Below are 22796 nucleotides of genomic sequence, written 5' to 3' on the forward strand. Positions count from 1 at the left end.
CGATTCACCGCCGCAAGGACAGACTCAGTACACCAGCGACCACTGCATCGTTTTCAGCGCGAACACCAGCCACACCACCGCGATGCAGGCCACGGCGATCGCCACCGCGCAAGCGCGGCGCAGCCGCCGCACCGGCATGCTCCAGGCGGCGCGCAGGTTGAGCGCGGCAATCACCGCGGTGGCGATGCTCAACAGGCCCAGCAGTTGCGCGATCCGGATCAGCGGGTCGAGGCTGCCGTCCAGCGAGCGCACCGATACTTCCGCGCGGCTCAATATCCAGACCCACAACAGCGCCAGCAGCACGTTGCCGCTCAGGCCGATGAAGGTGAGCAGGCGCAGATCGCGTTCGCGGCTGTCCAGCAGCAGCGGGCGCTGGGTGCGATGGCGCACCAGCGCGGCGACCGGCCACAGCGCCAGCGCCAGCACATGCACGATCGCTGCCAGGTACAGCAGCGGCACGATCCACCCCGGCGAGCGCCACGCCGGCACCGGCTGCAGCCACATCGCCGCGGGCACGTCGTCGCTGCTGACCGCGATCACTTCGTTGTCGATCACCTTGGCGGCGAGGCGGCTGTCGCCATCGACTTCGCGCCACAGGTACGGGCCGATCTCGCGCCAGCGCTTGACCCGCCCGTCGGGCTTGCGCAGCGACGACACCGATACGGTCTCGTCGCTGTTCAACTCGATGACGGAGGTGGCGAACAAGCGCCCGATGGCGAGGAAATTGCCCGAAGACTGTCGGCTGCTTTCGTAGCGCCCTTCGATCTGGCGGCCGTGCAGGTACGCGGTGACCAGGGTCGGCGGCGGCGGTTCGCGCGCGGGGTAGTAACGCCGCAGCAAGCCGTCGATCAGATCGCGATGCAGGGCACGCCCGGCGCGCGCCGGTCCGGAGGCCGACACGAACACGCCCAGCTTGTGTTCGGGCAGCAGCACCAGATCGCTCTGGAAGGCTTCGGTCGCGCCGCCGTGGCCGAGGGTGATCGGGCCGTAGCTGTCGTGACGGAAGAAACCCAAGGTCATCGCATCCAGTCCGGGGATCGGACGCACCAGCGTGTTCTGCATCGCCTGCGCGGTGTAGGTCTGCAGGATCGTGTCGTTGCGGTAACGCCCCTGATCGAGGTGGGCGATCATGAAACGCGCCATGTCCTCGCCGGTGGTCGACAGACTGCCGGCCGGCGCGGCGTTGACCAGTTCGAACGGAATCGGCGGCGCGCCGGGCGCGACATAGCTTTTCGCCATGTCCGCGGCCAGGCCCTTGGGCAAGGGTTGGCGGAAGCTGGAATGACGCATGCCCAGCGGCGCGAAGATGTGTTCTTCGATGTAATCGTCGAACGGCTCGCGGGCGACGCGCTGGACGATGTAGCCGGCCAGCGCCACGCCGTAGTTGGAGTAACCCGGCACTTGTCCGGGCGGATAGATGCGCTGCGGCTGCACCGCCTTCACGTAGTCGCCCAGCGCCATCAGCTGCGAGGGTTGCGCGGCGAACAGGTGCTTGCTCGATTCCTCGAAACCGGCGCTGTGCGTCATCAGATGGCGCAGCGTGATCGCCTGGCCGTACTCGTCGCGGATGCGGAAATCCAGATAGGTGTTGATGTCGGCATCGAGGTCGAGCTTGCCGCGTTCGACCAATTGCATCACCGCGGTCCAGGTGAACAGCTTGGAGATCGAGCCCGGCCGCACCAGGGTGCGCGCGGCGTTCATCGGCTTGCCCTGTTCGCGGTCGGCGTAGCCGTAGCCCTTCGCCAGCAGCACCTGTCCGTCCTTGACCAACACCACCACCGCGCCGGTCAGGCCGCCGCGCGCCAGCGCCGTGGGCACCAGGCCGTCGATGTAGGCCTCCGCGTCCGGCGAACTGACCGGCGGAGTCGGCGCGGGCCCGGTCGGGGCCACCAGGATTTCGCCCAGGCCGGTGTCGCCCGGTTCCATCGGCAGCGGCGCGATGGGCGCCGACGCGACCGGCGGCGGCGCCGGCAGCGGCCGCAGTTCGATCGGCGCGGCCTCGGGTGCGGGCGCGGCCAGCGGATCTTTCGGCGCGGTTTCGCCGGCGCCGTCGGTGATCGGCGAGGCCCGTTTCACCACGCCGCCGGCCAGCGGCGCGATGTAGGGCGCAGCGCCGGGCGCGGTCGTGGCGGGACGGCTCGCCGGTGCCGGACGCGGCGGCGGCACGGCGGCCGGCGACAAGTTGACCGGCGGCGCGGTGCTGCTGAGCGGTCTGGCGTTCGGCGGCAACGACGCGGCGGGACGCGGGGCGCTGCGTGCGGCCGGCGGTGCCTGGGTAGCGGCGGCGCTGGCGGCCGGCTTCGGCGCGGCGGGTTGCGGCGCCGGCACGGTGGCCGGCGACAAATTGACCGGCGGCGCGGCGCGGCTGAGCGGTCTCGCATTCGGCGGCAACGAGGCGGCAGGGCGCGGGGCCGAAGTGCTGCGCACGGTCGGCGACGCCTGGGTCGCGGCGGCGCTGGCGGCCGGCCTGGGTGCGGCCGGCTTAGATGCGGCAGGTTGCGGCGCCGGCACGGCGGCCGGCGACAAGTTGACCGGCGGCGCGGCGCTGCTCAGCGGCCTCGCGTTCGGCGGCAACGAGGCGGCAGGGCGCTGGGCCGAAGTGCCGCGCACGGTCGGTGGTGCGTAGGTCGCGGCGGCGCTGCCGGCCGGCTTGGCCGCCGCGGGTTGCGGCGCGGACGCGGCCGGCGGCGATGAGCGAACCGGCGGCGCGGTGGGGGCGAGCGGCTTCGGCTCCGACTGCGACGGCGCGAGCGTGGCGGTGGGACGCGGGGCCGGAGCGCTGCGGGCGGCCGGCGGCACGGCGATCGGCTTGGCTGCGGCCGGCGCCGGCACCGGTTGCGGCGTAACCGTTGCCGCCGGCGTGGCGCCGCCCTGCGGACGGGTCACCAATGGCGTGGCGGCGGCGCGTGCGATCGCCTCGGCCGGCGATTCGCGTTCCGGCGGCGGCGGCGGGCGTACCGGCAGGCCGCCGGGCGCGGGTTTCTGCGCGGCGGCGGGAGCCGTCGTGGCCGTGGATTTCGGCGCGGCGGCGGGTGCGGCCGGAGCGATCGGTTTCGGCGCCGCGACGGGGACAGCCGGAGCGATCGGTTTCGCTGCGGTGCCGGCCGCGGCGGGAGCGGCGGGCCTGGGCGCGGCAGGTTTCGGTTCGACCGGTTTCGGCTCGACCGGTTTCGGCTCGACCGGTTTCGGTTCGACCGACGCCGGTTCGGTCGATTTCGGCGCAGCCGTTGGCGCGGCCGCGGCGGGCGGCGTCACCACCGGAGCAGACGCGGGCCGCAAGGGCACGGCGGTGGTGGTCGCTGGAAATGCGGGCGGCGGCGTCCGCGCCGGCACGGCGGTAGTGGTGGCGGGAAATACCGGCGGCGGCGTCCACACCGGCACGGCGGTGGGGGTGGCGGGAAACACGGGCGTCGTCGGCCGCGGCGGGACCGGCGAGGTTCGCGACGGCGGCGGAGCCGGCGGGGGCAGGACGTTCTCCGGCGGCGACGGGGCCGGCGCGGCGGCCTGCTCAGGCGGCGCGGATTGCGGCACGGGCGCGGGTTGCGCCTGCGCCGACAGCGTCGCGGTCAACAGCAGGCCCGCTGTCACGCTCGCGCGCCAGGCGCGCATCGAAAGCTTGAACATCATCGTCCCCACCACCCCTGTCGGTCCGGCCGGCGTTGCATCGACGCCGGGATTCGATCGCCACGCGACGCGCCACTGGACGCACCGGCCCGGATCATCGGCCGGCAGTGTACGCGCTCGCCGATGGCCGCAGCCGCGGCGACGCGACGGTTCGCGGCGGCGGACGCAACGCACATGCCTTGCGCGTGCATACGAACGCAGCACAACAGCGGCCGGCGCGGGCACCGCACCGAGCCCGGCGATTCGCTCTCTCGTGTCCGGCTGCGAGAACGCTCACGGCGGTCGCCACCGTCCCGGCCGCCGAGCCGATCCTTCAGCACCCCGGCAAGCCCGGCCCTAACCGCCGCATGGCCATCAGAGCCCCTGTTTTCCAAATTGCCAACTCGATTGCTCAAATCGAATAATGCCTCGCCCCGCTCGCTTGGCAAGGCCAGGATGCCCGCCTAGAGTCGTCGTGAACCCCCTCGGACGACTCCATGCCCGCCAAGCGCAGCAAGATCGTCACCGTCGCCGCGCCCGCCGCCGCTCACAATCCCGGCGTCGCGTTGCGCGCCCTGCGCCGCCAGCGCGGCTGGACCCTGGCCGAAATCGGCGCCCGCACCGGCCTGCCGATCTCGACCTTGTCCAAAATCGAAAACGGCAAGATGTCGCTGAGCTTCGACAAGCTCACCCGCATCGCGCAGGGGCTGGAGGTGGATATCGGCGAGTTGTTCTCCTCGCAGCCGGCGACCGGCAACGACGGCTTCAGCGGCCGACGCAGCATCAGCCGCGCCGGCGAGGGCTACGCGGTGCGCACGGAGAATTACGATCACCTGTATCCGGCCTCGGAACTGCTCAACAAGCGCCTGGTGCCGATCATCGCCGACGTCCACGCGCGCACGCTGGAGGAATTCGGCGAACTCATCCGCCACACCGGCGAGGAATTCGCGATCGTGCTGGAAGGGGCGATCGAACTGCACAGCGAGCTGTACGCGCCGACGCGGCTGGAAGTCGGCGACTCGATCTACTTCGACAGCGCCATGGGCCACGCCTACATCGCCGCAGCGCCCGGGCCATGCCGGGTGCTGGCGGTGTGCTCGGGCAGCGAGTCGCATCTGCGCGAAGTAATGCAACGCCAGAACGGCGCCGAAGCGTCGCGCCCCGGCGGCCTGCGCGGCGCCCGCACCCGACGCCTGTCCGACGATTGAGTCGCGCTTGCCATAAAACTGTGCGCGGTGGACCACCGTGTGCAAGCGCCTTAAGCCCAGCGCGGCGGATTGCGGTCACAAGACCGGCAAACGGCGATCACGACGTGAGATTTTCGTTTCGGGAAAATACTTTCTCGACACCGCCTCGCGGCGCCGAAGCGTTTGCGTTCGCGCTACGGGCGCTGCCACGCTGATAACAGCGGTGACGACACTTACGCACTCACGCCTTGGTATCGCCGGCGCAGCATGAGCGCCGGCGAACCGCGACGAACTAACGCGCTTGCATCGTCGGAGGCGGCAAGCGCTCAGTCGAAATGCGGATGTTGTCGTGCAGAACGATCCGGGTCGTCGGCGCTCTGTTCTCGACGGTGGAGTTAGGGCGGAAGTCGCCCCATTGCACCTTGCCGTTCGGGCCACCGCCCGCCCCCGAGCGCCACGTGACGATGCCGCTCTTGTCCACGACAGTGGCGTAATCGGCTTCACCTGGCAGGCGCACGCCGACCACGTACCGGCCGGTGGCGTCCGCCGCCCAGTTGACGTCGATGCGCACGTCGATCCACTCGTTGTCGTAGTCGCGCAGATCGGCGACTACCGTCTTGCGTCCGACGTTGGGTTGATCGAAATCCAGGTGATTGCCGCGCACGGAGAAATAGCCTTCCGCGGGGCTGCCTTGATCACGCTTGAACTGCCAGATCACATCGCGGATCTGATCGCTGTAGCTGCCGTCCCAGTCCTGCCAGTCGCGCAACGAGAAGCTGAACTGATAGCTGCGGAAGGCAGGAACGGTGGCGTCGTTAGGCGATCCCAGGCTGGTCGAGGATTCCGAACGCAGGCCCGAATATATGTAGGCAGGATCGCCCACTACCGTCTTGTGCGCGACCGCGTAGTTTCCATAACGAACGCGATCGGCCGTGATGGTCGCGGCATCCGCGGCCGAAGCTCCCGGCTTGTAGACTCGCGGGTTGCCGGAATTGATCGTGCCCGTTTCGAAATCGAGATCGAGCAGTAACGACGACGCAACCTCAGCGCCCGCCATCAGCGGCGTCAGCAGCGCGACGATAAGCGCCAAGCGTATCGGACGAACACTCGTTGCTTGCCGGCGGACAGATGACATATGCGCTCTTCCCCTATCGATTTGCACGCAACTATGCGGCGCGAAAACCGGCGCGTCCAGCCGTTTTTCCCGAGAAAAACGCAGGTTACGTACTTCTCGTCCAAGCTGCGCAGTAGTTCGCACAACCATTGCGCAAAAGATCCGCATATTAAGATCCAGCGATCACATCGCAATCGATCGCGATCGTGTTTGCCAGCGACTCGATCGCCGATGACTCGCGGTTGCCGGCGTATCCGCCTGGCATCAACTCAATCGCGACAGCATGCGCTGGTTGCCGATCAGCCGCGCCCAACGCGCGCCGATGTCGCTCATGCCCACGTACGCCGCTTCGCCGGCGATGCGCCACAGCATGCGCGGGCCCAGGCTCAAGCGCGCTTCGGCCGCGCACAGTTCCCAGTCGTAGCCCAGTTGCCGCGCGAACCAGGCGCAGCGCGCGAGGTGATAGCGGCTGCTGAGCAAGGTCACGCGCGAACGCATGCCCTCGCCGAGCAGTGCGCGCGCATTGCGCAGGTTCTGCAGGGTGTCGCGCGATTCCGATTCCAGGCGCAACGGCGCGTCGCCGGCGATGCCGCGCGCGAGCAGGCCGCGGCGCGCGAGTTCGGCTTCGCTGAGCTCGTTGGCCGGACCGCCGCCGAGCAGCACCACGCTGTGCGGCGGCCGATCGCTCCACAACGCCATCGCCCGGTCCAGCCGCGCTTCGAAGTCCGGGTCCATGCGCCCGCCCGGCGCGTGCTTGCCGAACAGCAGCACGCATTCGCCGCGTTCGGGCCGGCACGGCGCGTTGCGGGCGATGCGCAGCACATGGATGAAGTAGCCCACGTACACCAGGCCCGCGCTGAGCACGCACGCGGTCGATGCGACCGCCGCGACATGCAGGATGTCGCGGTCGCCGAACAAAGCGATGCGGTGAGCGATGCGGCTGGTCACGGGAGACGGAACGGAATCGGTCGGCGGGCGGCGATGGCGGTCGCCGGAACGCAGTCAGACTGCGCGCCGGCGGGCAGGTTCCCCGGATGCATCCGGGCGCGGCGGCGCGAATGCATCCGGATCGGATCCGATGAGATCGAGTCTGGACCGCGCCGCGCCGTCGCCGGCCGGGACGGTTCAGTCCTGGCTGGACAATTGCAGGTTGGTGGACAGGTCCGAAGTCAGGTACGCCATCCAGCCCAGATAGTTCTTGTGGATGTACGGCTTGCCGCCCTTGAGCTTGTAGTCCAGGTCGGTGCTGTCCACGTAGGCGAAACGCACTTGCTTGTCGGTGTAGGTAACGCGGATGCGGGCGACGTGGGTGCGCAGGTTCAAGGTCGAATCGATCTGGCCCGGCTGCTCGCCGGTCACTGCCCAACCGCGGCCCAGCAGCGCGCGCTTGATGTCCTTGACCACCTTGGCCGAGTCCATGCCGGCCGGGATGGCGACCGGATCGGGATCGACCAGCGGCGCCGAGCGCGCCTGAACCTGACCGGGAAGCGCCGCGAACGCGGCCACGCACAGCACCGCCAACACCAGTTGCATCAAACGCATGATTTTCCCCTGAGTGATAGGGACCCTCCGTGGATCCCCGTTGGACAAGGCTGCGCCGGGTCTGGCGATGGCGCGCGTCCGCCGCGATCGACCGCGGAGGCCCGCGCGTCCGATGAACCGGCCCGCAGCGCCGGCCATGATACGCGTCACACTGCGGCCGGTCTTGGGGCCCCGGGTGGCTATACTTTCGGCTTATTCCGCACGCAGCGTCGTACCTGTCTAGTGACATCCACCGCTTCGCCGATGCCGCCGCTGACGATCCGCGCCTACACCGCGACCACCGCCCTGGGCCGCGGCCTGGAGGCCCAGGCCCGGGCCCTGCGCGAGCGCCGCAGCGGCCTGCGCCGCAACGATTTCGTCCCGCTGGCGCCGGGCGAGGCGCCGCTGGACTGCTGGATCGGCCGGGTCGAAGGCCTGGAAGACGCGCCGCTGCCGGCCGCACTGTCGCAGTGGGACTGCCGCAACAACCGCCTGGCCTGGCTGAGCCTGCAGCAGGACGGAATCGTCGAGGCGATCGCCGCCGCGGTCGCGCGCCATGGCGCCGAGCGGGTCGCGATCATCGTCGGCACCTCCACCTCCAGCATCGGCGCGACCGAAGCGGCCTACACCCATCTGCACGGCGAGCCGCCGCGGTTCGCCTCCGACCCCGGCCCGCCGGTCCTGCACACGCCGCATTCGCTGGGCGCGTTCGTCGCCGCGGCGACCGGATTGCGCGGCCCCTGCGTCACCGTCGCCACCGCCTGTTCGTCGAGCGCGAAAGTATTCGCCCAGGCCGCGCGCCTGATCGCCGCCGGCGTCGTCGACGCGGCGCTGGTCGGCGGCGTGGACACCTTGTGCGGCAGCGTGCTGTTCGGTTTCAACTCGCTGCAACTGGTGTCGGCCGAGCCGTGCAAGCCCTTCGATGCGCAGCGCGTGGGCCTGTCGCTGGGCGAGGCCGGCGGCTTCGCGGTGCTGGAACGGCGCGACGACGAACACGCGGCGCAAGGACTGGAACTGCGCGGCTACGGCGAATCCAGCGATGCCCACCACATGTCCTCGCCGCATCCGCAGGGCCTGGGCGCGCGTCTGGCGATGGTCGATGCGCTCGCGCGCGCCGGCATCGAGGCGGGCGAGGTCGGTTATCTCAATCTGCACGGCACCGCCACGCCGGCCAACGATCAGGTCGAAGCGCTGGCGATCGCCGGGCTGTTTCCGCCGCACCTGCACGCCAGTTCGACCAAGGGCTGGACCGGCCACACGCTCGGCGCAGCCGGCATCGTCGAGTCGGCCTACGCCCTGCTCGCGCTGGAACGCGGCGAATTGCCGGGCACGCTCAACAGCGTCGAACCCGATCCGGGCAACGGCCCGCAGATCCGCTTCGACAACGCGCAACACTCCATCCGGTACGCGATGAACAATTCCTTCGGCTTCGGCGGCAACAATTGCTCGCTGGTGTTCGCGCGCGCATGAGCGGTTCCAGCGCGCGTCCCGTCCCCGTGTTGAGCGCCGCCGTGGAAGGCATCGGCTATTGGAGCCGCGGCCTGCCCGATTGGTCCGCCGCGCGCGCCTACGCCCTCGGCGATGTTGCACCCGACAGCGAAGCCGCGCCGGCGCGGCCGTCGCCGCAATTGCTGGCCGCCAACGAACGCAGGCGCGCGCCGGAAACCGTCGCGGTCGCGCTGGAAGTGGCGCTGGCCGCCTGCCACGCCGCCGGCCGCGATCCGGCCGCGCTGTCGTCGGTGTTCGCCTCCAGTCACGGCGATATCCAGATCACCGACTACATGTGCGCCACCTTGGCCACCGAACCGCGCACGATCTCGCCGACCCGCTTCCACAACTCGGTGCACAACGCCGCCGCCGGCTACTGGACCATCGGCGCCGGCGCGATGCGCCCGACCACCGCGATCAGCGCGCTGGAAGCCAGCTTCGCCCAGGGCCTGATCGAGGCGCTGACCCAGATCGCGACCGGCGAGGACGCGGTGCTGCTGGTCGGCTACGACGGCGGCGCCTACGGCCCGCTCGCGGAAGTGGCGGACAGCCGGGGCCTGCTCGGCGCGGCGCTGGTGCTGTCGCGCGCGCGCGCCGGCGCGCCGATCCTGCGCGTCTGGCTGGACGATTCGGCGGCCGCGGCGACACCGGGCCGATTGGCCGAGCGCGAGGCCGCCAACGCCAGCGCGCCCATGCTGCCCTTGTTCGAAGCCCTGGCCTGGCGCCATGATCGCGTTGCGTTGCCGGCGGGCGCCGGCCGCAGCCTGCGGATAGAACTGAGCCATGACTGATCCTTCGTCGCCAGGACGCGACCGGGCCCCGCCCGCCCACGTGCCGGCACCCTTGCCCGCCACTGGCGCCGCGCGCGCGCGCCTGGACCGACATAACGTCGTGGTGGTCATCCCCGCGCTCAACGAAGCGCTGCGCATCCGCGAAGTGGTCGAAGGCGCGTTGGCGCAATGCGCGCAGGTGATCGTGATCGACGACGGTTCCGACGACGGCACCGGCGAATGCATCGCCGATCTGCCGGTCACCGTATTGCGCCACCCGCAGCGCCAGGGCAAGGGCGCGAGCCTGCGCGACGGTTTCGCCGAAGCGCAACGGCGCGGCGCGGCGGCGGTGATCACCATGGACGGCGACGGCCAGCATTCGGCCGACGACATCGCGCGCCTGATCGACAGCGCCAACCGCCATCCCGGCCACATCGTGATCGGCGCGCGGTTGCGCAAGCGCGCCTCGCAACCGACCTATCGCCGCCTGGCGAACAATTTCGGCGATTGGGGCGTGGCCTGGGGCACCGGTTACCAGGTCGCCGACAGCCAGAGCGGCCAGCGCCTGTATCCGGCCGAGGTGATCGCGCTGCGCGATGTGCCGGGCGAGGATTTCGTGTTCGAAGCGCAGATCCTGATGTCGGCGGCGCAGCAGCTGGGTACGCGCTGCGTGTCGGTGCCGATCGAATCGCGCTATCACAGCGACGATTCGCAGCAGCAGTTCCGCGCCAGCCACTTCAAGCCGCTGCGCGATTTCACTCGCATCACCTCGCACATCGTCCTGCAGTGCCTGCGTCGCGGCGGCGTGCCCGAGGTCTACCGCAGCATCCGCGCCAACCCGCCGCTGATCGACGATCCGAGCGGGGAGTTCGTCGAAGGCGTGAAGGCGCATGCGAATTTGCGCTGAGAAGCGCCGCGTTCAATCGCCCTTTGAAAACCCCACCGGATGAGTTCTCCCCTTTGAAAAAGGGGGGGCCAGGGGGGATTTGCTTTTGACCGCAAAAGCCAAAAGCCAAAAGCAAAAGCTCAAATCCCCCGCGCCCGCTGCGCAGACGCCGCCCCTTTTCTAAAGGGGGCAACAGCGCACATCGCATCCGCCCGATCACTCCCACGCCGGCAGATTCGGATTCGGCGGCCCTTGCGAAACCGGATCACTCATCTGCATCTGCGCCGAGACGCGCCGCAATCCGTCGCCCTGAGAAAAACCCACCGGACGAGCCCCCCCTTTGAAAAAGGGGGGCCAGGGGGGATTTGCTTTTGACTGTAAAAGCCCAAAGCAAAAGCTCAAATCCCCCGCGCCTACTGCGCAGACGCCGCCCCCTTTTCTAAAGGAGGCAACAGCCCGATCACTCCCGCGGCGGCAAATTCGGATTCGGCGGCCCCTGCGGACCCGGATCGCTCATCGGCGGCGGATTGAGCACATAGATCGCCACGCCGCGCGCGAACTTCTGCCGCGGACTGATGCTGATGCCGACGCCGCCACCGCTGAAATGACGCCCGCCGCCGTAGCTGCCGCCGCCCGCGCCGACGCTGACGCCGGTACCGCCGTAACCGTCTTCGGTGCCCTGGAACAGCACGCCGTTGGCGCCGAGCTTGGCCGCTTCCTCGCGCAGCTTGTTGAGCACCGAATTGGTCTTGTTCTGCTCGCCGTAAGTGAACGCGCCGCTGTTGCTCTGCAACTGGGCGATTTCCTCATAACGGCTCGGCGGCGGCGCGAAATACACCCGCACCTGCGACACCGGCACCGGCGGCCGCGGCTGGCCGGTGATTACGTGCGAGCTGGCGCAGGCGGCCAGCAATAGGGTCAGCGTGGCTAGCAATAGGAGTCTGCGCATGGCGGCGATCCCGGAAACGGACATGGGGCCATGCTACGCCGGCCCGGCCTCGCGCGGGGTGAAGCACGGGCGCCGGAGGCGTCGGGCGGAACCGGCGGTCGTCTTCGGCAGATGAACGCGCGCAGCGGCGCTGCCTGGCGCCCGTACGCGGCACCAAAGGAAAGGCCCGGACGGAGCGCGGGCAGCGATCCGATCCGGGCCTGAGGTCCGCGCAATGTTCCGCGCGTGGAATCGATTTACTTCGCGACGCCGTCTTCAGCGTGCAGCACCAGCTCCTGACGATCGGCCGGCGCCATCTTGTTCCACTTGATCAGGTAGTCGGCCTTCTTCTCGGCGACGCTGGCCTTGTTCTTCTCGTACCACTCGTTCGCTTCGGCATTGATCGCCACGTACTGGCCCGAAGCCATCCACTTGGTGAAATCCGCACTCTGCACGCTGTACTTGGCGTCGGCACGGTTGTGGATCGGCAGCAGCGAGAAGCGCGCCTTCCAAGCGCCCGGACGCGGGCTGATCAGCACGTAGTAGGTCTTGCCGGCATCGACCTTGGCGTCGAGGAAGTCGGCGTTCTCGGCGATGACCATGAAGCGGTGATCGCCCGGCTCGACCTGCACGGCCAGCTTGTTCTTGTTCTGCACCACGCCCAGGAAGCGGGTCTCGCTGTCGGGCGCCTCGTAGACCGAGGACGAAATGGCGCTGCCCACGAACGAGGAACGCAGGAACACCACCAGCGCCTTGCCCGCTTCGGGCTTGGGATTCTGGTCGGCGGCCGGATCCATCTTCACCGACTTGGCGAACGCGACCGGCGAGCACAGCAACGACAACAGCAGCGCGTAGCGCAGCAGTTTGGACATCATGATTTTTCCCCTTGAAGCCGCCGATCCATTCGGCGCGCGGTGCATAGGGTATTCGTTCGCCCGCGCGCTGCACAGCTCGGCTGCGGCCGTGCTCCGGGCGAGTTCGTCGGGCGCATATCTGTCCACGCCCGCCGAACCCCGATTCGCGAACCGCTCAACAGGCGATTCGATCCGGCCGCGATCGGCTCAGCCCATGCCGCCGTTGATCCCGATCACCTGCCCGTTGATGTAGGCCGCATCGTCCGAGCAAAGAAACCCCACCAGCGCCGCCACTTCCTCCGCGCGGCCGGCGCGGCCGGCCGGCACCATCTGCTTGATCGCCTCGGGCGGAAACGCTTCGGCGGCCATGCCGCCTTCGATCACGCCCGGCGCGACCACGTTGACGGTGATGCCGCGGCTGGCCATCTCGCGCGCCAGCGACTTCGACGCGCCGTGCAGCGCGGCCTTGGCCGCGGCGTAATTGGTCTGCCCGCGATTGCCGAGCACCGCCGCCACCGACGAGACGTTGACGATCCGGCCCCAGCGCGTGCGCGCCATCGGCAACAACAGCGGCTGGGTGACGTGGAAGAAGCCGTGCAGCGACACGTCGATCACCCGCGTCCACTGCGCTCGGCTCATGCCGGCCATCGGCGCGTCGTCGTGGATGCCGGCGTTGTTGACCACGCCCTGAATCGGGCCGGCCTGCAGCAGCGCCTGCAACGCGGCCTCGGCGGCGTCGCCGTCGGCGACATCGAAGGCGACCGCCTCGGCCGTGCCGCCGGATTCGCGAATCTGCGCGGCTACCGCTTCGGCGCGATCGAGCCGGCCGTTGGCGTGCACGATCACCTGCCAGCCTTGCGCGGCCAGACGCAGGCAGATCGCGCTGCCCAGATCGCCGCTGCCGCCGGTGACCAGCGCACGGCGCGACGGGGTGGAGGGCTGGGACATGCGGGCGATTCCTCGGACAAAGCCCGATTGTAAGAGCCGGCGGCTGATTCGCGGCGGCACGGCGATCGCGCTGCGCGCGCCGGCAACCGATCGCGGCGATCAGCTCAACCGGATTTCGGTACGTCCGCGCCTGCACGCGTCCCCGCTCCGCCGCCGCGTCGCATCGCATCGCGCGCGGAACGGGGACCGCCCACCCCGCGAGTTCTGCGTCTCGTTCGGGGCCTGGGCCGCAGCGTCCACCGGCGCGGCCGCGCCGCGTTCAGTAGTGGGGTAAATCGTCCGGCGTCGGCGGCCGGTCGCTGCGGCCGTGCAAGCTCGCGATCTGGCGCAGCGATTCGTCGATCGCCTGGCCTTCGCCGTCGCAGGCCAGATGCTGCACGCCGCGCCAGATCGCCCACTCGCGCTCGCCGTCGTCCTCCTCGTCGTCTTCGCCGGCCGCCACCACTACGCACCATTCCAGGGTGCGTTGCGCATACGGTTCGGCGCGCATGGCCGCCCAATGATCGAAATCGATCTCGACCCGGCCGCCGTCCACGGTCGTCTCCAGCCATTGCCCGAACAGCGGCGAGCGCGCGCCGAGCACCTGATGCATGTCGACCCAGCTGTCCTGCGGCATCTCCGCGTCATAGGGCCGGTCGCAGCGTTCGAACCAGGCCAGCTGCGCGCCGCGCCGCTCGCCGACGACGATGCGCAGGCTGAAGCGATTGCCGATGCGGCCGTCCTCGCGATGCGGGCCGTGATCGTGGAAGTGGAATTGCATGGGCATGTCGAATCTCCGCGCCGCATCGGGTCTATCGAGTCAAACGCCTCAACCGCCCGGATGTGAAACGCGCCCGCCAGCGCCGCGGCTAATCCGGCCGCGCCATCACCGCTGCCCGGCCCTGCGCGATCAACTCGCCGGCATGGCGGATTTCGAATTCGTACTGCCAGCTTTCGCCGGTGTCGATGAGCTTGCGCGCTACGCCTTCCAGCGGCCCGAGCAAATCGTCGATACGCGCCAGGTGCAGTTGCACACCGCGCAGCGCCACCAGTACGCCGGGCTTGGCGGTCACGCCGTGCCGAGACGCGAGCAACCCGCCGTGCACCGCCATGGTCTGCGCGCCGTATTCGCACAGATGCACCGCGTGCAGTTGGTCGCCGCTGCGCAGCGGATGCGCCGGATCGCGATGGCCGCGGCTGCGCACAACGATGCGCTCCTCATCCCACTCCACGACCTCTTCCCACAGGCACATCAGGCCCTGGTGTGGAATCAGCGCGGCGATCGCTTCACGCGTGCGCATCGCCGGCCTCCGCCTCGATCATCGCCGTCGGCTCGCGCACGATCAGCAGCGCCAGCACGAAATTGAACACCACGCCCAGCGCGACGGTGGCGCCGATGGCGCGCAACACCGGGATCGACGACAACGCCAGCAGCGCGAACACCATCAGCGTGGTCAGGCTGCAGACGATCACCGCGTGCAAGGTGCGCAGCTGCTCGGCGCGATCGTCGCCGGCGTGATCGAAGAACAAGGCGTAATCCAGGCCCAGGCCGGCGGCCAGGATCAACGACACCAGATGGAACAGATTAAGTTCCACGCCCAGGCCGCGCAGCACCGCCAGGATCAGCAGCGTGGTCAGCGCCATCGGCGCCAGCACGCGCGACACCCGGCGCGGCGAGCGCAGCGCGATCCATACCGCCGCGGCCAGCAACACGCCGGCCAGGGCCAGCGCCATCAACACGCGGCCGCGGTATTCGGCCACCAGCGACTCCGAGGCCTGCTTGAGATCGAGCAACTGCGCGCCGTGTTTGCGCACCACATCGGCCACCGCGCCCGGGTCGTGCAGACCGGTCAGCGACACCAGCGCGGTGGTGTGATCGCCGCGCTGCAGCAGCAGGCCTTCGACGCTGACCGCCAGCGGCGTGCCGGCCAGATCGCGCACGCCCAGCGGCGGCGCATGACGCGCGCGTTCGACGTCGGCGAGAAAATCCGCGAAGGCGTCGCCGCGGAACGGCGTGGCCGCGACCGCGCTGTCGAGCGCGGCGCGCAGCGTCGCCGGATCGGGCAGGCGCTGCTGGCGTTCGCGCTGGGTCTTGGCGCTGGGCAGGTAACGCGCGGCCAGGTCGTAGCCGGCGATGGCGCCACGTTGCCGCAGCAGCGGCAACTCGGGCAGCAGCGCTTCGGAGGCCTGCAATGCCGCCTCGGTATCGCGGCCTTCGATGGCGATGACGTAGCGCACGTCCGGCGCGCCGAGTTCGCCGCGCAGATGCATGTCGCGCGCCATCGCCGCGTCCGGCACCGGCGTGAGCTTGGCCAGATCGTTCTGCCAGAACGCGCCGGGCACGAACAGGATCACCGCCAGCGCCAGCGCCGCGATCAGCGACACGCCGGTCACGCCCAATCGCGGCCAGCACGCCAGCGCCGTCCACACCCGCGCCAGACGCTGCGATGTCGCGACATCGCGCGGCGCCGGATCGATCAAGGCCGGCAACAGGAACCGCGTGGTCAGCGCGGCGGTGGCGAGGCCGACGATGGTGAACACCGCCAGTTGCTGCAAGCCGTCCACGCCGGAGACGAAGAAAGTCAGATAGGCGATGCACGTCGACGCCACGCCCGTGCCCAGCGTGGGCCACAGACTGCGCGCGCTGGCCCACGGCGACAGCCCCGGCCGCTGATGACTGAACAAATGGATCGGATAGTCCTGGACCACGCCGATCAAGGTGAAACCGAAGGCCACGGTGATGCCGTGCACGCCTTCGAACACGCCGGCCACCGCGCCCAATCCGGCCAGGCCCGCGGTCGCCAGCGGCAGGCCGCCGATCAACGGCGCCTTCCAACTGCGATAGGCGAGCCACAGCAAGGCGATGAACACCAGGCTGTCGATGCTGCCGATCAGGCTGGCTTCGCGCTGCGTGCGTCCACCGATTTCGACCGAGAACGCGCCCGGGCCGCTGACGGTGAGTTCGGCCTTGCTGGCGCCGCGCACTTGCGCGTAGGCGGCGCGGATCGTGTCGATCGCGCCCTGCTGGCCGGTGGGATCGAAACCGGCCGCGCGCGTTTCCACCGCGAGCAGGGCCTCCTTGCCGGCGCGGTCGAACCACACGCCGTCGAGCGTCTGCGGCGCCTGCGCCGGTTGCCAGGACTCGGCCAGACGCAGCATTTCCATGGTCGGATCGCTGGGCAGCAACGGCTCGATCAACTCTCCCGCCGGCGAACCCAGGTCCTGCACGCGGGTATCGAGTTGATCGCGCAGGTAGGCGCTGTCGAGCGCCTGTTCGTCCAAGGTCGGCGAGAGCAGATAGCGATACGGGCGCAAACGCTCCGGCACCGCGTCCAGGCCGAGGCCGGCGCCGTTGGCGACCAGCTTGATGTGCGCCTGTTTGGCCAGACGTTCGCGCAGGCCCTGCGATTGCGCCGCCAGCACGGCCGGATCGTCGCCGCCGATCGCCAGCAGCAGCAGGCGCGATCCCGGGCCTTCGCCGAGTTCGTCGATCAGCAGCTTCTGCGCCGGCGTCTGCGCGCTGGGCATGAAGCGGCGCAGATCGCCGCTGAGTTTCAGATTCGCGCCGATCGCCCAACCGGCGAGGGCGAGTACGGCCAGCCACAGCAGGGCCAAGCCGATCCGGCGCGCCGGCGTCATCAACGCGTCGCGCCGTGGCCGCGGCACAGCGCGGCGAGCTGGCTGGCTTCGCTCACGCCCGCCGCCGCGCGCGCGGCGCTGGCGAGCAAGGTGCGCTGTTGTTCGTTGCCGCGCGCCGGCCGGGTTTCGATGCAGCGCAATTCATCGTCGCGGCCCAGCAGCACGATCTCGCGAATGCGCGCGGCCACTTTCGCGTCCTTCGGCGTCATCGTGATCGTCCACTGCCGGCGCGTGCCTTCGGCGCCGAGGCGGTAGTGCCCCTCCAGCGCGGCGAGATCGCCGCCGAGCAAGGCGCCGAAACTGGCCTGCAACGCGACCAGTTCCGGCGCGCGCGACAGCGAGAACTTCTTCGCCGGCTTGCCGGCGCGGGCGATGCTGACCTCGCCCTGGCCGGGCTTGTCGCCGGTGCGGATGGTGGTGGTCTCCGCGTAGGGCTCGCGCACCTCGCGCACCAGCGTGGCCGCATCGGGGCGGCGGTATTCGCCGGCCACGCGCAGCGGCGCCTTCAGCAAGGCCGAGCCGCGCACTTCGACGAAGTCGGTGCGGGCCGGGATCGGCTGGGCCAGTCGCGGCAGGATCCAGGCCGCGTCGGCGGCCTGCGCGGCCGGAGCGATCGCCGCCGGCGCTTGCGCGGCGAGGATTTCAGTAACCGGAGCGGCGCGCGGCGACCCGGCGGCGAACATCAGCGCCAGCATCAGGCAAGGCTTGTTGAGCGTCATCGGCATGCCAGAAATCGTAGAAGTTGAACCAGTTGTAGGGCGCGCTGCGAGCATGATGCTGCAGGCGCTCGGCATAGCGCTGGACCAGTGCGGACAACATCGCCGGGCGGTTATGCCGCTCGATCGCCACACCGTCGCTGAACGATTCGAACACCAGGTCGTAGCGCGGACCGCCACGATACAGGCCGAAGGCCAGCACCACCGGTAATTTCAACGCCGCCGCGATCAGCCACGGCGCGGTCGGGAACGGCGCGCTGGCGCCGAGGAAGGACGCCATCGTCGACGGCTCGCCGGGCGCGGCGCGATCGACCAGCAGCGCCACGATCGCGCCTTCGTCGGTGGCCTGCTTGATCGCGAACACGATCGACGGGCCGTCCTGGCCGGCGTCGATGACGTTGCGGGCGATTTCCGGATCCAGCGCGTCGAGCAATTGGGTCAGATGCGGGTTGTGGCCGCGATCGAGCACCACCCGCACCTTCACGTCGGGCCGTTGCCGCGCCAGCACGCGCAAGGCTTCGAAGCTGCCCAGGTGCGAGCCGAACAGCAACATGCCCTGGCCGCGGCCGATCTGCCGGTCGATCGGCTCCAGCCCGCTGATCTTCACATCGAAGCGGTCCATGCCGCTGCGCAGCATGTAGACGCGATCGAGGATGGTCGCGGCGAAGGTGTGGATATGCCGCGCGACTTCGAGCAGGCCCGGGGCGCGATCGAGCACGCGCGCCAGGTAAGCGCGCGAAGCGCGGCGCTCGGGCCCGCGCACGATCACGAAGTAAGCGACGATCGGAAACAGCGTCAGCCGCGCGACCGCGCGGCCGCCCTTGCTGGCGATGAAGCGGATCAGGTGGAAGGCGAAACGGCTGCCGCCTTCCGGGCGTTGCTTCCAATGCGAAGAGGTCATGCGTGCGCGTCCGTGGCAGGCGAAGAAGCGGAAAGCGATTCGGCGACGATTTCGCCGCTGGCCAAAACCTCGCCCGAATGCCGCACGCGAAACCGCCAGCGCCTCGCGTCGAGCGTTTCCAGTTCGACTTCGGCGACTTGTTCGGGCAACAGCGGTTGCAGAAACTTCACCTGCGGCAGGCGCAGCGCGCCCAACGGGCCGTGCGCGGCTTGCACCGCTTCGATCACGCGCTCCAACAGCACCACGCCGGGCACCAGCGGACGGCCGGGGAAATGGCCCGGCAGACAGGGATGGTCGGCGGAGATAGCGAACTGCATGGTGCGGTAATTGTGCTGCGCGGCCGGTGAAATCGAAGGATAAAGCAGGTCGCTGCAAAACGTGACCAAAACTGCAGTTTTCACATCGATTCGGCCATCCGGCGCCTTCACGCGCCTGCCGCCGATCCGCCCGAGCGCCACAGCGGCGCAATCGGGCTCACTGGTTCAGGAAAACAGCTCCTTCCAGAACCGCGGCCCCAGCTGGGCCATCTTGCGCAGGAAATCGAAGAAATTCTTCTCCGGCCGCTGCTTGAACAGATGCTGCCGCACCAGGTACTCGACCGCGAACATGCCGCCGACGACGCCGTAATTGATGATGTTCGCGAACCACGACCATTGTTCGCGGCTGATCGCGATCGCCGGCGTGTAGCCCAGCCGGAACAGCACGCCGTCGGGCACCGCGATGGTCGCCAGCGCGCCGTTGATCAGCGCCAGCGCGATCAGCACCGCGGCCCACAAGCCGGTGAGGCGGCGCGTGTAGCGATACAACGCCGGCGCCAGCCCGCGCGGCTCGCAGCCGTGCAGCGCGGCCACGATGCGGGTGATCAGCGCTTCGCGCGGCGCGCGCAGGCTGCGCCCGAACCACCACGCCAACCAGCCGTTGAACAGCACCGGCGGCGTCAGCAGCAGCATCTGCGCATACGGGGTGCGGGTGACCGCGGCGAGCGCGCCGAACAGCGCCAGGGTCGCCGCCCACGGCGCCGGGCGCAGCGACAGCACGCCGTCGATGGTCACGAACAACACCAGATCGGCCAGCGCCAGCGCCGCCGGCACGCCGCCGCCGTCGTGGCTGGCCCAGTGCGCCAGCAACGGATAGCCGATCGCGAGCAGCAGGCGCACCGGTGCGCTGGCGCGGGACGAAATATCGTTCACAAGAGGGACGATCCGGCGTGTCGGTGGCGATGGTGCGGGCGGTGCGGCGGTGCCGGCCCGATCGACGGGCGCCGCGCGCCGGCCGCGGGCTCAGCCGGCGCGGTGCTGTTCGATGTGACTCGACAGCGCCCGCAGCGAGGCGAAGATGCGGCGGTTTTCGTCGCTGTCCGAACGCAGCTGGAAGCCGTAGCGCTTGGTGATCGCCAGCGCCAGTTCCAGCGCGTCGATCGAGTCCAGGCCCAGGCCGTCGTTGAACAGCGCCGCCTGCGGATCGATCTGCTCCGGCGCCACGTCTTCCAGGTTCAGGCTCTCGACCAGCAGCTGCGCCAGTTCGCGTTCGGCAGGGCTTTGTTCAGACATCGTGTGATCCGGTAACGGCGTAAGCGCGGGGCGCAACGATCCTTCATCGGCGCTCAGCGTGCAACCGGTCACAGCCCGACCGCCCCCGCGCGGGACCACCCCGGACAGGCAATAACCAGCCATTTCAAATGCTTGTGCGTTTTTCGGGCCGCCCGCCCCGGCGCACGAAGCCGCGCGGCCGGCGCACTGCCCGGCGGGGCCGCAGGCTATCATTTGCGCATGAACTTACCCGCTTCCGCGCCCGGGACGGCCGCTTCGGCCGCCGACCCTTCGTCCGATTCCTCAGACACCGTCACGCATTTGGACGTAGACGTCCTGGTCGTCGGCGGCGGCCCGGCCGGCACCACCACGGCGACCTTGCTCGCGCGCAAGGGCTGGAAGGTGTTGCTGCTGGAGAAAGGCAGCCATCCGCGCTTCCACATCGGCGAGTCGCTGCTGCCGATGAACCTGGCCATCCTCCAGCGCCTGGGCGTGCTCGAACAGGTGCGCGCCATCGGCACGCACAAGCCCGGCGCCGAGTTCCCGATCGACGCCGAGCGCTACAACACCTTCCGCTTCGAACGCGCGATCAATCCGCAGTTCGGCTACGCCTTCCAGGTCAAGCGCGAAGAGTTCGACCAGTTGCTGTTCCGCCACAGCCAGGCCAACGGCGTGGACGCGCGCGAGCAGGTCAAGGTCGAGAAGATCGAATTCAACGAACACGGCCGCCCGGTCGCGGCGATCGCGCGCACCCACGACGGCGGCGAACTGCGCGTGCGCATGCGCTATCTGGTGGACGGCAGCGGCCGCGATACCTTGCTGGGCAGCCAGCTCAAGCTCAAGCAGAAGAACACGCTGCACCAGTCGGCGGCGATCTTCAGCCATTTCACCGGCGTGCAGCGCCGCGACGGCGAGGACGCCGGCAACATCACCGTGCAGCGTTTCGCCCACGGCTGGATGTGGCTGATCCCGCTGCAGCGCGATGTGATGAGCGTGGGCGCGGTATGTTTCCCGGAGTACCTCAAACAGCGCCGCGGCGAGAGCGAAGGCTTCCTGATGAAGACGCTGGAGTCCGAGCCGTCGGTATGGCGGCGCATGCAGGGCGCGCAGCGCTGCGGCGGCGTGCACGTGACCGGCAACTACTCCTACACCTGTTCGCGCATGACCGGGCCGGGCTGGGTCATGGTCGGCGATGCGTATGCCTTCGTCGATCCTGTTTTTTCCTCCGGCGTGTACCTGGGCATGAACAGCGGCGAGCAGGCCGCTTCGGTCGTGGACGGCGCGCTGCGCGAACCGGCGCGCGAAGCCGAACTGCAGCGCGCGATGGTGGTCAGGCTCAAGCGCGGGCTCAAGCACTTCCAGTGGTTCATCTACCGCTTCACCACGCCGGTGATGCGGGAGTTGTTCAACGCGCCGCGCAATTACTGGCAGGTCGAACAGGCGGTGATCTCGATGCTGGCCGGCGACGTGTTCGACAACAAGGCGGTGCTGCGCCGGCTGCGCTTGTTCCGTTTCATCTACGCGATGACCGCGCTGCGCATGGCGCCGCAGGCCCTGCGCGGCTGGCTGCGGCGCAAGCGCCAGGTCGGCGTGGATTTCCGCGGCGACACGCTGCAGCAGGGCAACCCGTGAGCGCCGCCCCCGCGATGATGGCCGGCCCGCACTTGCAGGTGGACTACCTCGACGCCACGCCCGAGCAATTGCTCGCGCAGGACGACACCCTGGCGGTGTTCGGCTTCGGCGAAAACGCGCCGCGCCACGACGACCCGCGCTATCTGCGCGTGGCCCTGGAACCGTTCGGCGACCGCCGCCTGGAACGCTGGCGCGCCAGCGGCCCGGTATCGAGCGGCCGCGACGGCGATCTGGCCTGGTCCGAGGACGGCTCGCTGCAGTTCGGCGTGATCGAATTCGACGAACCCGATCCGCTGCCGGATGAACCCACCAACGGCGAGATCGCGCGCGCGGCCGAGTATCTGTACCGCAAGATGATCGCGTTCACCGCCCAGCGCGGCTATCCGCAGTTGCTGCGCATCTGGAATTACCTCGACGGCATCACCCTCGGCCACGGCGATGAAGAACGCTACCGCGTGTTCTGCGTCGGCCGCGCCGCCGGACTGGGCGAATTTCCGATCGCGCGCCTGCCGGCGGCGACCGCGATCGGCCGCGTCGACGGCGCGCGGCGCCTGCAGGTGTATTGGCTGGCTTCGCGCACGCCGGGCACGCCGCTGGAGAACCCGCGCCAGGTCAGCGCTTATCGTTATCCGCGCCAATACGGCCCGCAGTCGCCGAGCTTCGCCCGCGCCATGCTGCCGCCGCAGCCGGCGGCGATGCCGCTGCTGCTGTCGGGCACCGCGGCGGTGGTCGGGCACGAATCCAAACACGCCGAATCGGTGTCAGCGCAGTTGGAAGAAACCCTGGCCAACTTCGACAGCCTGATCGGCGTCGCGCGCCAGCACCGCCCGGGACTGCCGGCCGCGTTCGGCCCGGGTTCGTGCCTGAAGGTCTACGTGCGCGACGTGGAAGACATCGCCACCGTCGCCGCCGAACTCGACCGCCGCTACGGCGACCGCGTGCCGCGCATCCTGCTGCACGCGGCGATCTGCCGGTATGAGCTGCGGGTTGAGATCGACGGGGTGCATGGGTAGGCGGGAATCGGGAATCGGGAATCGGGAATCGGGAATCGGCAAGAGCTTGAATCCCGATACAAAAAAAGGGAGGCCGAGGCCTCCCTTT

General features: G+C 69.4%; 23 protein-coding genes. 8 read left to right on the forward strand and 15 right to left on the reverse strand.

The features are described 5' to 3' along the window. Positions 1–24: 24 nt before the first annotated feature. Positions 25–2076 carry a serine hydrolase domain-containing protein gene (locus LG3211_RS23075; protein ID WP_148649114.1) on the reverse strand — a complete coding sequence of 684 codons (2052 nt, stop codon included), beginning with the start codon at positions 2074–2076 and terminating at the stop codon, positions 25–27. A 49-nt stretch (positions 2077–2125) separates the two neighbouring features. Here LG3211_RS23075 and LG3211_RS23080 point away from each other — a divergent pair, with 49 nt between their 5' ends. The 3 genes from LG3211_RS23080 (at position 2126) to LG3211_RS23090 (ending at position 4811) form a co-directional block, all read left to right on the forward strand. Then, the gene (locus tag LG3211_RS23080; protein WP_057944897.1) at positions 2126–2626 is read left to right on the forward strand and encodes a hypothetical protein; all 501 of its coding nucleotides are present in this window, start codon (positions 2126–2128) and stop codon (positions 2624–2626) included. Between the two features lie 24 nt (positions 2627–2650). Next, on the forward strand, positions 2651–3964 hold the full coding sequence (locus tag LG3211_RS23085; RefSeq protein ID WP_057944898.1) for a hypothetical protein: 1314 nt from the start codon (positions 2651–2653) through the stop codon (positions 3962–3964). 136 nt (positions 3965–4100) lie between these two features. Continuing rightward, complete coding sequence (locus tag LG3211_RS23090; protein WP_083512780.1) at positions 4101–4811, forward strand: helix-turn-helix domain-containing protein; 711 nt, start codon at positions 4101–4103, stop codon at positions 4809–4811. 271 nt (positions 4812–5082) lie between these two features. Here the strand turns inward: LG3211_RS23090 and LG3211_RS23095 are convergent, their stop codons facing one another. From LG3211_RS23095 to LG3211_RS23105, 3 genes are all read right to left on the reverse strand, one after another. Continuing rightward, a complete protein-coding gene (locus tag LG3211_RS23095; RefSeq protein ID WP_187313086.1) occupies positions 5083–6054 on the reverse strand; it encodes a heparin lyase I family protein in 972 nt (323 codons plus the stop codon). A 114-nt stretch (positions 6055–6168) separates the two neighbouring features. Further along, positions 6169–6852, reverse strand: a complete 684-nt coding sequence (locus LG3211_RS23100) for a YdcF family protein (RefSeq protein WP_057944900.1) — start codon at positions 6850–6852, stop codon at positions 6169–6171. A gap of 177 nt (positions 6853–7029) precedes the next feature. Next, on the reverse strand, positions 7030–7446 hold the full coding sequence (locus LG3211_RS23105; RefSeq protein ID WP_057944901.1) for a hypothetical protein: 417 nt from the start codon (positions 7444–7446) through the stop codon (positions 7030–7032). Positions 7447–7689: 243 nt separating this feature from the next. On the opposite strand from LG3211_RS23105, the gene LG3211_RS23110 reads away from it, so the two are divergent. Genes LG3211_RS23110 through LG3211_RS23120 form a run of 3 tightly spaced genes read left to right on the forward strand, consistent with a single transcriptional unit; the run spans position 7690 to position 10590 of the window. Continuing rightward, on the forward strand, positions 7690–8895 hold the full coding sequence (locus LG3211_RS23110) for a beta-ketoacyl-[acyl-carrier-protein] synthase family protein (RefSeq protein WP_057944902.1): 1206 nt from the start codon (positions 7690–7692) through the stop codon (positions 8893–8895). Between the two features lie 26 nt (positions 8896–8921). Continuing rightward, positions 8922–9704, forward strand: a complete 783-nt coding sequence (locus tag LG3211_RS23115; protein WP_057945691.1) for a beta-ketoacyl synthase chain length factor — start codon at positions 8922–8924, stop codon at positions 9702–9704. A gap of 52 nt (positions 9705–9756) precedes the next feature. Beyond that, on the forward strand, positions 9757–10590 hold the full coding sequence (locus tag LG3211_RS23120; protein ID WP_057945692.1) for a glycosyltransferase family 2 protein: 834 nt from the start codon (positions 9757–9759) through the stop codon (positions 10588–10590). A gap of 439 nt (positions 10591–11029) precedes the next feature. Here LG3211_RS23120 and LG3211_RS23125 read toward each other — a convergent pair whose 3' ends face one another. The 11 genes from LG3211_RS23125 to LG3211_RS23175 form a co-directional block, all read right to left on the reverse strand. Then, positions 11030–11518: a DUF4156 domain-containing protein gene (locus tag LG3211_RS23125; RefSeq protein WP_148649115.1), complete on the reverse strand. Its 489-nt coding sequence runs from the start codon at positions 11516–11518 to the stop codon at positions 11030–11032. A 236-nt stretch (positions 11519–11754) separates the two neighbouring features. Next, the gene (locus tag LG3211_RS23130) at positions 11755–12372 is read right to left on the reverse strand and encodes a hypothetical protein (RefSeq protein WP_057944904.1); all 618 of its coding nucleotides are present in this window, start codon (positions 12370–12372) and stop codon (positions 11755–11757) included. A 186-nt stretch (positions 12373–12558) separates the two neighbouring features. Continuing rightward, entirely contained in the window at positions 12559–13299 is a 741-nt protein-coding gene (fabG, locus tag LG3211_RS23135) for a 3-oxoacyl-ACP reductase FabG (RefSeq protein WP_057944905.1), read from the reverse strand. A 259-nt stretch (positions 13300–13558) separates the two neighbouring features. Further along, a complete protein-coding gene (locus LG3211_RS23140; RefSeq protein ID WP_148649116.1) occupies positions 13559–14065 on the reverse strand; it encodes a hypothetical protein in 507 nt (168 codons plus the stop codon). Positions 14066–14147: 82 nt separating this feature from the next. Further along, positions 14148–14579, reverse strand: a complete 432-nt coding sequence (locus tag LG3211_RS23145; RefSeq protein WP_057944907.1) for a hotdog family protein — start codon at positions 14577–14579, stop codon at positions 14148–14150. Next, complete coding sequence (locus LG3211_RS23150; protein ID WP_057945693.1) at positions 14566–16917, reverse strand: MMPL family transporter; 2352 nt, start codon at positions 16915–16917, stop codon at positions 14566–14568. Before LG3211_RS23150 ends, LG3211_RS23145 begins: the two co-directional genes overlap by 14 nt. Then, the gene (locus LG3211_RS23155) at positions 16917–17642 is read right to left on the reverse strand and encodes a LolA-related protein (protein ID WP_057944908.1); all 726 of its coding nucleotides are present in this window, start codon (positions 17640–17642) and stop codon (positions 16917–16919) included. The genes LG3211_RS23150 and LG3211_RS23155 overlap by 1 nt, the downstream gene beginning before the upstream one ends. Then, a complete protein-coding gene (locus tag LG3211_RS23160) occupies positions 17560–18534 on the reverse strand; it encodes a lysophospholipid acyltransferase family protein (protein ID WP_057944909.1) in 975 nt (324 codons plus the stop codon). Before LG3211_RS23160 ends, LG3211_RS23155 begins: the two co-directional genes overlap by 83 nt. After that, positions 18531–18851: a 3-hydroxyacyl-ACP dehydratase FabZ family protein gene (locus tag LG3211_RS23165; protein WP_057945694.1), complete on the reverse strand. Its 321-nt coding sequence runs from the start codon at positions 18849–18851 to the stop codon at positions 18531–18533. Before LG3211_RS23165 ends, LG3211_RS23160 begins: the two co-directional genes overlap by 4 nt. Before the next feature lie 165 nt (positions 18852–19016). After that, entirely contained in the window at positions 19017–19724 is a 708-nt protein-coding gene (locus LG3211_RS23170; protein WP_057944910.1) for a COG4648 family protein, read from the reverse strand. Positions 19725–19814: 90 nt separating this feature from the next. Further along, complete coding sequence (locus tag LG3211_RS23175; protein WP_057944911.1) at positions 19815–20084, reverse strand: phosphopantetheine-binding protein; 270 nt, start codon at positions 20082–20084, stop codon at positions 19815–19817. 300 nt (positions 20085–20384) lie between these two features. Here LG3211_RS23175 and LG3211_RS23180 point away from each other — a divergent pair, with 300 nt between their 5' ends. Both LG3211_RS23180 and LG3211_RS23185 read left to right on the forward strand, forming a co-directional pair. Then, the gene (locus LG3211_RS23180) at positions 20385–21695 is read left to right on the forward strand and encodes an NAD(P)/FAD-dependent oxidoreductase (RefSeq protein ID WP_057944912.1); all 1311 of its coding nucleotides are present in this window, start codon (positions 20385–20387) and stop codon (positions 21693–21695) included. A 14-nt stretch (positions 21696–21709) separates the two neighbouring features. Continuing rightward, positions 21710–22708 (forward strand): chorismate transformation FkbO/Hyg5 family protein, encoded by a 999-nt coding sequence (locus LG3211_RS23185; protein ID WP_057944913.1) that lies wholly within the window; start codon positions 21710–21712, stop codon positions 22706–22708. Positions 22709–22796: the final 88 nt, after the last annotated feature.

It is taken from the genome of Lysobacter gummosus, from assembly GCF_001442805.1.
Taxonomy (GTDB): Bacteria; Pseudomonadota; Gammaproteobacteria; order Xanthomonadales; family Xanthomonadaceae; genus Lysobacter; species Lysobacter gummosus.